Annotated in this window: 12 protein-coding genes; 5 read left to right on the top strand and 7 right to left on the bottom strand. The window is 63.5% G+C overall.

All coding sequences use genetic code 11. The features are described from left to right. Positions 1-7: 7 nt before the first annotated feature. Positions 8-1,594: an NAD(P)H-hydrate epimerase gene (locus HMPREF2993_RS08150; RefSeq protein ID WP_070701878.1), complete on the top strand. Its 1,587-nt coding sequence runs from the start codon at positions 8-10 to the stop codon at positions 1,592-1,594. A 160-nt stretch (positions 1,595-1,754) separates the two neighbouring features. On the opposite strand, the gene HMPREF2993_RS08145 is transcribed toward HMPREF2993_RS08150, so the two are convergent. Genes HMPREF2993_RS08145 through HMPREF2993_RS08135 form a run of 3 tightly spaced genes read right to left on the bottom strand, consistent with a single transcriptional unit; the run spans position 1,755 to position 4,278 of the window. Beyond that, the gene (locus tag HMPREF2993_RS08145) at positions 1,755-2,579 is read right to left on the bottom strand and encodes a YwaF family protein (RefSeq protein ID WP_070701876.1); all 825 of its coding nucleotides are present in this window, start codon (positions 2,577-2,579) and stop codon (positions 1,755-1,757) included. A gap of 53 nt (positions 2,580-2,632) precedes the next feature. Continuing rightward, positions 2,633-3,283, bottom strand: a complete 651-nt coding sequence (locus tag HMPREF2993_RS08140) for an ABC transporter ATP-binding protein (protein ID WP_070701874.1) — start codon at positions 3,281-3,283, stop codon at positions 2,633-2,635. Further along, positions 3,283-4,278: an ABC transporter permease gene (locus tag HMPREF2993_RS08135; protein WP_070701872.1), complete on the bottom strand. Its 996-nt coding sequence runs from the start codon at positions 4,276-4,278 to the stop codon at positions 3,283-3,285. Before HMPREF2993_RS08135 ends, HMPREF2993_RS08140 begins: the two co-directional genes overlap by 1 nt. 114 nt (positions 4,279-4,392) lie before the next feature. On the opposite strand from HMPREF2993_RS08135, the gene HMPREF2993_RS08130 reads away from it, so the two are divergent. Genes HMPREF2993_RS08130 through HMPREF2993_RS08120 form a run of 3 tightly spaced genes read left to right on the top strand, consistent with a single transcriptional unit; the run spans position 4,393 to position 7,165 of the window. Next, positions 4,393-5,598 (top strand): histidine kinase, encoded by a 1,206-nt coding sequence (locus HMPREF2993_RS08130; RefSeq protein ID WP_070701870.1) that lies wholly within the window; start codon positions 4,393-4,395, stop codon positions 5,596-5,598. Further along, positions 5,534-6,154, top strand: coding sequence for a response regulator (locus HMPREF2993_RS08125; protein ID WP_070701868.1), 621 nt, complete (start codon positions 5,534-5,536; stop codon positions 6,152-6,154). The genes HMPREF2993_RS08130 and HMPREF2993_RS08125 overlap by 65 nt, the downstream gene beginning before the upstream one ends. After that, complete coding sequence (locus HMPREF2993_RS08120) at positions 6,155-7,165, top strand: NAD(P)-binding domain-containing protein (RefSeq protein ID WP_046648777.1); 1,011 nt, start codon at positions 6,155-6,157, stop codon at positions 7,163-7,165. A gap of 3 nt (positions 7,166-7,168) precedes the next feature. Here the strand turns inward: HMPREF2993_RS08120 and HMPREF2993_RS08115 are convergent, their stop codons facing one another. Next, a complete protein-coding gene (locus HMPREF2993_RS08115) occupies positions 7,169-7,741 on the bottom strand; it encodes a VanZ family protein (protein WP_070701866.1) in 573 nt (190 codons plus the stop codon). Positions 7,742-7,827: 86 nt separating this feature from the next. Between HMPREF2993_RS08115 and HMPREF2993_RS08110 the strand changes: the two genes are divergently transcribed. After that, a complete protein-coding gene (locus HMPREF2993_RS08110; RefSeq protein WP_046648775.1) occupies positions 7,828-8,793 on the top strand; it encodes an MDR family oxidoreductase in 966 nt (321 codons plus the stop codon). A gap of 44 nt (positions 8,794-8,837) precedes the next feature. Here the strand turns inward: HMPREF2993_RS08110 and metS are convergent, their stop codons facing one another. The 3 genes from metS to HMPREF2993_RS08095 all read right to left on the bottom strand — a co-directional run bounded on the left by metS (position 8,838) and on the right by HMPREF2993_RS08095 (position 12,223). Beyond that, positions 8,838-9,005: a methionine/alanine import NSS transporter subunit MetS gene (gene metS / locus HMPREF2993_RS08105; protein ID WP_046648774.1), complete on the bottom strand. Its 168-nt coding sequence runs from the start codon at positions 9,003-9,005 to the stop codon at positions 8,838-8,840. Between the two features lie 25 nt (positions 9,006-9,030). Next, entirely contained in the window at positions 9,031-10,650 is a 1,620-nt protein-coding gene (locus HMPREF2993_RS08100) for a sodium-dependent transporter (protein WP_070701864.1), read from the bottom strand. 247 nt (positions 10,651-10,897) lie between these two features. Next, complete coding sequence (locus HMPREF2993_RS08095) at positions 10,898-12,223, bottom strand: MFS transporter (RefSeq protein WP_070701862.1); 1,326 nt, start codon at positions 12,221-12,223, stop codon at positions 10,898-10,900. Between the last annotated feature and the right edge of the window lie 7 nt (positions 12,224-12,230).

Genomic DNA, 12,230 nt, shown 5'->3' with positions numbered 1-12,230 from the left:
GTGGGTTATGCGCCCTGCTTATACCGTCGCCACTGTCCGTGCCGCTGAGAAGCGCCTGCTAGAACAACAGTCTCATGAGGATCAGCTCATGAAGCTGGCCGCCGCGGCGGTGGCAGAAACCGCATCAGTGATGTTGGAGGCACGCCCCGGCGCGGTGCTCATTCTCGCTGGCTCCGGCGGCAACGGCGGGGATGGGCTCTACGCCGGGGCGGAGCTGGCTTCACGCGGGGTTACGGTCCATGCTTTGGTTCCAGAGCGCTGCCACGAGGAGGCCCTCGCTGCGTTCCGCAGTGCTGGCGGCACGGTCCTCTCTCCCGGCGAGGTCCCTACTGATACCGCGCTGCTTATTGACGCCATCGCTGGCCTCGGATCCGCTCGCGGCCTCTCCGATGCATCCCTGTCCCTCTACCGCGATACCACCGCTGCCGGGGCCGCGGTTTTAGCCGTCGACATGCCCACCGGCGTCGACGCCGACACGGGAGTCTGCGCCGCGGATGCCGTTAACGCCGATGTCACCGTCACCTTTGGCTCGCCACGCCTCGGCCACGCGCTGGCCGCCGAATGCGGGCAGGTTGTGGTCTCCGATCTCTTCTTGCCCGGCGTGCCTTCTTTTGCTGAGACCCTCGCCGAACTCGATGAACCAGCGGCATTCATCGCTCACGAGCCCTCCGTGCCGACGCCCTATGCGTGGCAATCGGGCGAACTCGATCTTCCTGGCGGGCGTGCTACCCGCCCCTGGCCGGTAGGCTGCACTGGCCCCATCACCGATCCCACACCAGGCGCGCGCTCCGATAAGTACTCCGGCGGGGTCGTCGCCCTGGTTGCCGGAAGCGATACCTACCCGGGTGCGGGGATCCTCTGCGCCACCGCGGCGGTGCGCGCCACGCCCTCGATGGTACGTTTCATCGGGGATAACTCGATTACCTCCCTGCTTCCCGAGCTGGTCTGCCATTCCGATGTGTCCTCCGCCGGGCAAGCCCAAGCCTGGGTCGTGGGCCCTGGCCGCGGTACCGATGCCGCGGCGGCCACCGAACTGCGAAAGGTGCTAGCGCAGGGACTGCCCACCATCCTCGACGCCGACGCCCTAACACTTCTAGCGCGCAATACCTCCCTGCGCCAGACAGTCACCGAACACCCGATGACCATCCTCACCCCGCATGAAGGTGAGTTCCGCCGCCTCTACGAGGCCACTTTCGGATCTGCTCCCGATGCGTCTGATGGCTGGAGCTGCGCCCTCCACGAGCTAGCCGAGGAGCTGGACAGCATCATCTTGCTCAAAGGCCGCTTGACCCGCGTCACCGCTCCAGGCCAGCCGCTCTATTCCTTCAACGCCGGTCACTCTTTTGCCGCGACCCCCGGCTCCGGGGACGTGCTCTCCGGCATTCTGGGCGCGGTCATGGCCCAGTTCTTCGCCAGCGCTCCCGCCGCGTCACCTGCCGGGGTCATCGCCGAGGTCCTCCACGCCGGCGCTATCCACACGCACGCGGCGGCCATCGCGGCCGAAACCCCCGAGGGCTTCGCGCCCTGTTCGGCCTCCCAGATCGCTGCGGCTATCCCGCGGGCCATCGCGCGGCTCCTCAACGCCGAGCGCTAGCTCCTTGGCCCGGCGCTAGCTCCGCCGCTAAGTACGTTTCGATCAAATAGCGCCCAGAAATTTGAAGATCTGGGACCTTGTTTGATCGATCTGTACCTGGCCGCCACCACCTTGGTACGTTTTCGCAACGAAGCCCTAGAATTTCGCGATTTTCGGACCACTATTTACGAAAACGTACCGTGGCGCGGCGCAGGATCCCGGACGCGGTACCGACGGACTTGCGCATGAGCCCGCGTGGCCCCACCGCCACCGTGCCGCGGCGCAGCGAGGTGTTCTCCCACGGCCACGTCATCCCGGCCCATGCTGCTGCGACGGCAAGGATTTCCACTGCGATGTAGCCAGGCCATGGGCCGAATAGGTTGATGATGGAGGAGCTGCCCGGCGCGTGGTTCAGGAAGCCATAGTTGCCGTCGGTCTTCGCATTGACCGCCATGGCGGTGGCCATCCACACCGGCGTGACCTTCACGGCGAAGCGATAGCCCTTCCACGTCGGCCGGTAACCCAAGCCAAAGGTCAGCGCCATGGGCACGGCGAGGGCCACGATGTGGAAGAACCAATAGGTGCCAAACCGCAGCCAGCGCGGGGAGAAATAGTAGATGACATCCGGGGTGATAATGGCCTGCGGGTTGAGGATGATGCCCCAGAAGTAAGACAGGGTCAGGGCATGCTCATTGCCGGTAATGAGGCCCAGCGCCAGAATCGGGCGCAGCACATCGCACAGGTGCAAAGGCAAAGACTCGCGGATATCGAATTGCTTCGGGTCCAGGGAGATGACCGTCCACGCAGTGCCCGCCACCAGCAAGGCCCAGCCCACCATCCGGCGGATGAACGCCTCGCGGGAGGTTCCCTTGATTCTGCGGGCAGCGACGATAAAGACCCCGCAGGCCACCACGGTGATGCTCAACATGAGCGCGTGCAGCGCGGTCCACTGCTGCATGCGCGGGTAGTCAGTTGGGCTTACTCGGGGCTTGCGGGGTCGAATCATAACGGGGCTTTAATCTACCCCTTTGTATGAACACGTGAGAGATGAGAGGCTTCCTACGCGGCTAGCTCAGAGTATTCGGAAAGCTTTCCGTCCTTGACCTCAACCACGTTGTCGGCATAATCAAGCAGGCTGCGGTCGTGCGTGATGAACAGGGTTGCGGTATCGAAGTCATCGGTGACACCGCGCAGGAGCTTGGCAATCTCGCGGGAGAGCTTGGAGTCGAGGGCAGAGGTGGGTTCGTCGGCAAGCAGCACGGAAGGCTGGCCCATGAGCGCGCGCGCAATGTTGACGCGCTGGCGCTGGCCGCCAGAAAGCTGGTTCATCCGGCGGTTGCCAAAGCCCTCCAAGCCCACGAAGCTGAGCAGCTCATCGGCACGATCCTGGCGCGGCTTGCGGCCCTCCATGTGGTCAATGATGAGCAGCTGTTCGCGCGCCGTCAGGGCGGCCAGCAGGTTGGCCTGCTGGAAGATGAGGCCGCGGGAGCCGGTTCGCTCCACGCTGCCGGAGTCCGGCTCGATGAGGCCGGCGGCTACGGACAGCAGGGTGGACTTGCCGGACCCGGATTCGCCGATGACGGCGGTGAGCTCGCCGGGTTTGACGTCCAAGCTGACGCCGTCGAGTGCAGTGGTGCGGGACTGGCCGTCTGGGTAGGTCACCACGATGTCGCGAAGGGACAGTGAAGGGGAAGAAGCAGTGGTAGTCATTAGGCGTTGCCTCCTAGGGCATCGAGCGGATTGATTTTGGAGACGCGGCGGGTGGCCAGGAAGGCACCAGCGATGCCGAGCAGCCAAATGCCGAGTGCGGGGACGATGACGGTCATGGCGGAGACCTCGAAGGGCACGGCACCTTGGGCGGCAAGGCCCAGCAGCCAGCCGACGAGCGCGCCTACCCCCACGCCAATCGCCAGGATGATGGCAGCCTGCGCGATGGCATCCTTGAGCAGGTACTTCACGCTTGCGCCAAGGGCGCGCAGGATGGACAGGTCGCGGGTGCGCTGGATGGTCCAGATGCTCAGAAAAGCGATGGTGACCAGCGCGGAGATTCCGTAGAGGAAGGCCTGCATGGTCAGCAGGGAACCGCGCTCCGAGCTATAAGCCGGCAGGCCGGACAGGGCCTTGCTCATGGACACGGAGGTGTCGGTCGGCTCCTGGGACAGCACGGCTACGCCCACCATGTCCTCAGGAGAATGGGAGACCTGCTGCCAGGTTTCAGTAGAGACCCACACCACCGGGGAGTGGGAGTAATACTCATCCTCGACCACCCCGTTGACGTCCAGGTCCACGCCGCCGAGGGTGCCCCGGGATGGCGCGTTCAGGGCGTCGTCGATGGATTGGCTCAAGACCATGCCCTCCTCCGGAATCACGGTGCTGGAGCCAGGGATCTGGGTACCTTCGGGCAGGCCGAAGACCGCCACGCCGCCGTGGCCCTCAAGCTTGGTCTGCGAAGTACCGAGCGGAATGCCAGAAGCGGGGACATCCTCGGCGAAGATCTCCGACTCGGTGAAGGACGGGTCTTCCGTCGAGAAGGTCACATAAGGAGTCTGCTCCCCGAGTGCCTCGAGTGCGGAAGTATTTTGCTTGGACAGGCCTTGGGTCAGGCCGGACAACATAACGAGCAACAACGTAATTAGAGCCACGACGCCGCCGATCAGGAAGAACCGACCGCGGGCGGTGACTATCTCTCTCAATGCCAGGAACATACTCTTAATCCTGCTGTGGCCAGCGCAGAAAGTAATCGAGTAGCCAGTTGAACCTCCACTCAACCAGTTGGTTGATTCCCCTCCTCCAGCCAGAGGATAAGCTGGAGCGCCGTGATGATGAGCAACAAACTGTGGACCGTGGGACTGCATGCCATGTTCGGCTTTCTCCTCGTCTTCGGCGTGCTCCGCGCGTGGGCCGATGACCGCCTTGACGCCCGCGCTCTCGGCCTCTCCATCGCACTCGCAGTGGTCTACACGGGGTTTGCCATCTTCGGCTCCCGCACCATCACCCGCCCCGTCCCCACCACGCTGTGGCTCGCCGCCCTGTGCCTGCTGTGGATCGGGCTTATGGTGCACGCCCAAGACTTCATGTGGCTCGAGTTCCCGCTGGTCTTCGTCTTTATCCATGCGCTTCCCTTCTGGCCGGGAATCGTCGCCAGCGTGGTGCTGTGGGCCGTCGCCGCCTTCGTCCCCGCATGGATCCACCCGCAATTCTGGACCGCGGCCGCAGCCATCGGGCCGTTCATCGGCACCTGCTTTGCCGTGGCCGTCTACCACGCCGCCCGCCGGGTTCAGGCGGAGGCGGCGCACCACGCGGCCGTCGCCAAGCAGCTGCGTGAGACCCAGGAGGAGCTAGCGGCCAGCGAGCACCAAGCCGGGCGCCTCGAGGAACGGGAGCGGCTCTCCCGCGAAATCCACGACACAGTGGCGCAGGGGCTGTCCTCCATCGTCCTGCTCAGCCGCGCCGCCAAGAACACCTCCGCTCAACAGGATGTCACCGAGCAGCTCGCGCTCATTGAAAAAGTGGCCCAGGACAACCTGGCGGAGGCCCGGCGCTTCGTCAAAGAGCTGGCGGCGCCTGCCTCCTCCATTGACGCGGAACTGCGCACACTTGTGGATGAGCTCCAAGCCCAGGCTAAGGGCCTGGGGCTGCGCACCCGCTTCGGGCTCAAGCTCACCGGCAGTGCCGACGTCCCCGCCGAGTTTTCCCACGTCATCCTGCGCGCCGCGCGCGAAGGACTCACCAATGTCATGAAACACGCCGATGCCGACCGCGCCGTGGTCACTCTGGGCTCTTTCGAGGATGGAATCATCCTCGATGTCGTCGATGACGGCCGCGGCATCGAAGGACCACGGGGCTTCGGGCTGACCGGCCTGGAGCAGCGTGTTCGCAGCGTTGGCGGCAGCGTCCAGGTAGAATCTTCACCCGCCGGCACCGCACTCGCGGTGCGAATCCCAACAGGAAGCAGCAGCAATGGTCAACGTGATGCTCATCGACGATCACCCCGTAGTCCGCGCCGGGCTGCGCGCGATTCTTAACGCCTTCCCCGACATCGTGGTGGTGTTGGAAGGCTCCGATGGCTCGGCCGTCGAAAAGCTGGCGGATGCTGATGTTCCCCATATCGATGTGGTCGTCTGCGATATCCAGATGCCGGACGTCGACGGCATCGCCGCCACTCGGCGCGTGCGCGAGCTCGACGGTCCACCGGTGCTCATTCTGACCACCTATGACACGCAGGCGGATATCCTGGCCGCCGTGGAGGCGGGCGCGCTGGGTTACCTGCTCAAGGACGCCCCCGAGGAAACCCTGCACGCCGCGGTGCTCGACACGGCCGCAGGAAAGCGGACCTTGGCGCCTGAGGTCACCAACCTCCTGGCGGAGCGCTTGGCGCAGCCGGAGACCGCGCTGTCCGCGCGCGAGCTGGAGATCCTGCAGGCGCTGTCCACGGGAGATTCCAACAAGCAGATTGCCCAGCGGCTCTTCATCTCCGAAGCCACGGTCAAGACCCACCTCATCCACGTCTATCAAAAGCTCGGCGTGGAAACCCGCACGGCGGCCGTCTCCGCGGCCCGTGAGCGAAAGCTCATCCAATAGATGCATACCTACGATTGCATCGTGGTGGGTGGCGGCCAATCCGGCCTGGCCACCAGCTATTACTTGCGCCGTCAGAAGCTCGATTTCCTCATCCTCGACGCCAACTCCTCCCCCGGCGGGGCCTGGCAGCACGTGTGGGATTCACTCACGCTCTTTAGCGATGCCCAGTCCTCCACCCTGCCCGGCTGGCCCATGCCCGCCCATCCCGGTTTCCCGCCGGCTTCCCACGTGGTGGATTACCTCACCCGCTATGAGCAGCGCTATGACCTGCCGGTCCGGCACGGGGTGACGGTGGAGCGCGTGCTTGACGACGTCCCCCTCTTCCACCTCTTCACCACCCACGGTGAGTTCCGCTCCCGCACCGTCGTGGCTGCGACGGGCACCTGGTCCGCGCCGTTCATCCCCTTCTACCCCGGTGAATTCCAGGGGCGCCAATGGCACACGGCGAGCTACCCGGGGTGCGGTCCTTTCTTAGAGCGCGGCCACAACAATCCTGTAGCCGTTGTCGGCGCGGGCAACTCCGGTGCCCAAATCGCCGCCGAGCTAGCTCTCGCGGGCGTGGACACCACGTGGTTTACCACGCACCCGCCGCGCTGGATGCCGGATGATGTCGACGGGCGCGTGCTCTTTAGCCGCAACAGACAGCGCATGCTGGCAAAACTTCGGGGCGAGCCGGACCCGGGGCCGGAAAGTGAGCTAGGAGACATCGTCATGGTCCCGCCGGTGCTCAAGGCCCGTGATAATGGGCTGCTGCGCGCCACCGGCATGTTCTCCTCGCTGGACCAGTTGAACCGCGAAGGCTTCAGCGATCTCATCTGGGCCACCGGCTTCCGCCCAGCGCTGCGCCCCTTCCCTGGGCTGCTGGCAAAAGGAAAGCCCACGGTGGAAGGCTTCTTCCCCGTGGGCTATGGCTCGTGGACGGGCCCGGGCTCGGCCACGATTACCGGTGTCTCCCCCTATGCGCGGCGGGTGGCGGGGGACGTCGCCAAGCTCGTGCGTACGCCCAGCTAGGCACTACAGCGTCGCCATGGCGAGGAGCACCACCGCTGCCACCGCAAGCAGGAATCCGAGGCGGCGCAGAATCTTCATCTGCTCTTCGCGTCCCACGCGCGCCATGAGTGCGGCGCCGAGGACAGCACCCACCGTGTTGTATAAGAGGTCGTCGATATCGCTAAAGCCCAGCGCAAAGATGTACTGGGCGCTTTCGATGCACAAGCTGATCACGAGCCCAAGGAGCATCGTCCCGCCCAAGCCCCAGCGAATCCTGACGCGGTTGCGCCCGGCCACGTAAATCGCCGCTCCCAGCGGCATGAAGAGAGCAATATTCCCCAGGAGATCGGTCCACCCGCCGTACCACACGGAGGCGTTCTCAAATCCGCCAAAGAGCTGCAGGTTGACCCTTCGCACCGCGTGCGCGGAACCATCCACCACGCCGGGAACGTCCATGAAGGGCTTGCCCACCGTCGCCAACACCACGACCACCAGGGACAGGGCTGCGACAAGGAGGGAATCACGAAGCAGGTGCCGATACGGATCCGGCGCGGGCCGCAGCCGATTGCGCGGGCGTTGAGCTTCTATCCCAGTCATGCGCCTCACCCTAGTGGTTTTCGCTGACAATCGGCTGAAGCAGTAGCCAGAAAACACTGCTTCACATCCTCTGTACGATAGTGTCCATGAACACACTGATTGTCACTCGCACCGATTCCGGAGTAACGCACTCGTTCCAAGAGCAGCCCCTGCTCGGGGAAGGTGACACGGTCGTGGATGTGCAGTTTTCCTCCCTCAATTACAAAGACGCCATGGCCCTGGAGGGCGATAAAGGTGTCATGCGCATCGATCCGCTCGTCCCGGGCATCGATGTGGTGGGCACCGTGGTGGAAACGTCCGATTCACGCTTGAGCCCTGGCCAGCTTGTCGTCTCCTGCGGCGATGGCCTGGGCGAGTTCCGCCATGGCGGCTACACCACCCGCCAGCGCGTCAACGGTGAAGCCACCATCCCCGTGCCTCAACGCTTCAGCGCGCACGATGCCGCCGCGATTGGCACGGCCGGATACACCGCTGCTATCTGCGTGAACCAGCTGCGCACGCACGGCACGACGAAGGGCCATATCCTCGTCACCGGTGCCACCGGCGGCGTGGGCTCCATCGCGGTCCAGCTGCTCAAGTCTTCCGGCTACGAGGTCACCGCCGTCACCGGCCGCGTGGAATCCCAGTCGGAGTACCTCACCTCACTCGGCGCGGATCACGTGCTTGACCGTGCAGCGCTGTCTGAGACCGGCCGCCCGCTGCAGAAGGCGCTGTACGACGGCGCCATTGACACCGCCGGTTCCACCGTCTTGGCCAACGTGCTGGCGCAGGTGCGCTGGGGCGGCGTGGTGGCGGCCACCGGTATGGCGGCTGGTCCGGACCTTCCTGCCTCGGTGCTGCCATTCATCCTGCGCGGCATCGTGCTGGCCGGCGGTAACTCCGTCGATGCGCCCCGCGAGGTGCGCGAGGCGGCCTGGCAGCTTCTCGACGAACACCTCGACCTCACCATGCTGAACTCTATTACTGAAACGGTGCCGCTGGCCGATGTCGCCACTGCCGCTCAAGAGCTGCGCGCCGGCTCCCGCCATGGGCGCACGGTAGTCGAGATATAGGAAGGGGCAGGTGTGAGCGGGCAGCCGTTTACTGCCCGGCCCCTTTAGTGGTGCACGCGGTGCGATAGGGACTCGTCGTCGGTGCCGGGGGCATTACCCAGCTCACCGGTGAATTCATCGTCGCTGCGCGCCAACCAGATGGAGGACACAACCAGTCCGCCCCAGATGACGACGACGAAGAGGATGAAGAGCAGGATTGCGCTTGTAGTCATTGTTATTCTCCTTTCCTACTAGCCGCTACTTGTCGTCCGTGTTCGGTGCGGCGGCGTTGCCTGTGGCAAGCGGGTTCGGTGTGCCGGCCGGGCGGCCGCCCACTGGGACGCCGTAATCAGACGTCTCTATGCCGTCTAGGTACTTGTTTCCGCGGAAGTCCACTAGCGGCATGACGAAGCTAACGAGCAGAATGACGCCCAGCACGGTCCAGCCATAAAGACCAATCTGGGTGGAGGAGTAGCCCTCATAACCTTCGCGGACAATCGTGGTGATCTCGTTGACCAGGAAGTAGACGAGCAGCAGCGGGGTGGCGATGAAGGTCAGGAACTGCCAGAAGCCACCCACCTTGAACTGCGACACGGCGTTGATGTGCTGCTGGATCTCGCGGCGGCGGCCGGTCACCCAGCCGACGACTACGAGGGCGCAGATGGCGCCGAAGACGATGCCCAAGTTGTTGGTGAACTTATCCATGATGTCCAGAGTGACCAGGCCCGAGGAGGTGGCGAACAGGAAGCAGGACAGTACTCCCATCGCGCTGCCAACGCTGATGGCAGAAACGCGGCGGGAAATGTTGAACTTATCTGCCACGGCGGAGACAACGACCTCCATGATGGAGATCAGCGAGGTCACACCGGCCAGGAACAGGGAGCCAAAGAAGAGGACACCGAACAGCCAGCCGAGCGGCATGAGGTTAATGATCGTCGGGAAAGCGATGAAGGCCAGACCGATACCAGACTCAGCCACCTCATCGACAGACACGCCCTGCTGGGCGGCCATGTAGCCCAGAGTGGCGAAGACGCCGATGCCGGCGAGAACCTCGAAGGAGGAGTTCGCAAAGGCGGTAACCAGGCCCGTGTTGGTGAGGTTGGTGCGCGGCTTGAGGTAGGACGCGTAGGTGATCATGATGCCGAAACCGATGGACAGGGAGAAGAAGATCTGTCCGTAGGCGGCGATCCACACCGACGGGTTGCTCAGCACGGACCAGTCCGGAGTGAAGAAGGCGTTGAGGCCCTCGGCAGCACCGTCGAGGAAGAAGGCGCGGATCACCAGAATGATGAACATGACGGCCAGGACCGGCAGGAAGATGGAGGTCAGCTTACCGATGCCCTTGTTGATGCTCGTGGCCAGCGTAGCGATGCAGACAACCCATACGAGGATCATGACGCCCAGAATGGATGGGACAACGTGCCCGGAATAGGTTGCCTCCGCGTCTGCTTGGAGGAAGTCAACTATGAAGTACGTCGAGGGATCCTCGCCCCACGTCTGCTGCAAGGACTTAATAGTGTAGAGCGCTGCCCACGCAATGATGGCGGCGTAGTAGATGGCGATGAAGAAGTTCACGCCGACCTTGAACCAGCCGATTCCTTCCCAGCGGCTGCTGATACGGCGGAATGCCAGCGGCGCAGAACCGCGGAAGCGGTGACCAATGGCGAGATCGAACCACAGGATGGGGATACCGGCGGTCAGCAAGGCGACCATGTACGGGATGAGGAAGGCGCCGCCGCCGTTCTCATAGGCAACGTAAGGGAAGCGCCAGATGTTACCCAGGCCGACGGCGGAGCCGATGGCGGCCATGAGGAAGACGAAACGCGTATTAAAAGTATCGCGTGTAGAGCGAGTCTTATGCGGGGTTGATGTGGTCATGAGAGAACTTTCTTCTTGAGCAAATATCGCGCACCACAAGACCGTAGGAATTGTTTATACGGGCCGCGTACGACGAGTATTAGCGAGAAGCTTAGCCTACCTGCCAACCTATAGGTACCGTTTTGAATAATTATTTACCCCCACAACGCCACACCCCCTTTAGGGCCTGACCCTCCAGCCGGAACAAAAGCCAGCGGAGAAAGGGTTAAGCGCTAAAGGGGGTGGCGAGTGAACAAACTCGGGGCGATTAAACGTGCAGATCGCGGTCCTGAATACCCTTCGGGACGGTGAGCACACCGATGAGGGAAACGACCGAAATCGCGATGCCGTAGGCGGCGATGGCCATCGAGGTCTCGTACCGCGTGTACAGCATCTCTGCAATCATCGGGGCAAAGGCACCACCGATGATGGAGCCGAAGGCGTAACCGATGGACACGCCCGACAGGCGCACCTTCACCGGGAACATCTCCGCGTACATCGCTGACTGCGGGCCATAGGTCGCACCCAGGATGACGCCCAAGAGGAACACGGCCACGCCGAAGAACATGACGTTGCCCGAGTCAACCGCCCAGAACACCGGGGTGATATACAGCGCCAAAACGATGTAGCCGCCAATGAACGTCGTGCGGCGCCCCAAACGGTCAGACAGGTGGCCGAAGTACAGCGTGCCGATAAACCAACCAATCGACGCGATCAGGGCTACCCCAAGGGCCTGGGGGCGGGTATAGCCCACGACCTTCGTGCCATAGGCGGTGAAGTAGGCGATGACGAAGTAGCCAATCGCGTTGTTGGCGGCGAAGATGACCGCGCACTTGATGACGGTTCCGAGGTGGCCCTTGAACAGGACCGCAAGCGGTGCCGTGGACTTTTCCTTTAGTTCCTCCATCTCCGCGAAGGCCGGGGACTCTTCTACTGCCCGGCGAATCAGGTAGCCCAGGAGAATGAGCACCACGGAGGACAGGAACGGGATGCGCCAGCCCCAGGCAAGGAACTGCTCCGGAGTGAGGACGGAGGAGAGAACCAGCATGAAGATGGTGGCAAGAAACATACCAAGAGGCACACCAACCTGCGGGAACGCGCCGAACAGTCCACGCTTGCCCTGCGGCGCGTGCTCAACGGCCAGCATCGCCGCGCCGCCCCATTCGCCGCCGGCGGAGAGGCCCTGAAGGATGCGCAAGATCACTAGCAGGATAGGCGCTGCCATGCCGATAGAGGCGTACGTCGGCAGCACACCCATCAACATGGTGGCCAGGCCCATGCCGACCAACGTGACCACGAGGACCGGCTTGCGTCCGAGCCGGTCACCCAAGTGGCCGGCCAAAATTGCCCCGAGAGGACGGAAAAGGAAGGAAATACCCAGCGACGCCCAGGCAATGATCTGTGCGAGGGAGGCGCTTTCGTTGGAGACCGGATCGAAGTACTGGGTAGCGAAGATCAGGCCGGCGGCCTGAGCGTAGATGAAGAAGTCGAACCACTCAATGGTGGTGCCGACCATCGAACCGGCGAGCACGCGCTTGTGCCCTGTAGTGATTCCCGGCCCTTGGGCAGGCTGTTGGGTGACTGGTGCAGACATAGTGGGA

The sequence above is a fragment of the Corynebacterium sp. HMSC068G04 genome (assembly GCF_001814885.1).
Classification (GTDB): Bacteria; Actinomycetota; Actinomycetes; order Mycobacteriales; family Mycobacteriaceae; genus Corynebacterium; species Corynebacterium hiratae.
Note: the sequence above shows the minus strand (reverse complement) of the source record. Positions and strands in the feature narration are given on the sequence as shown.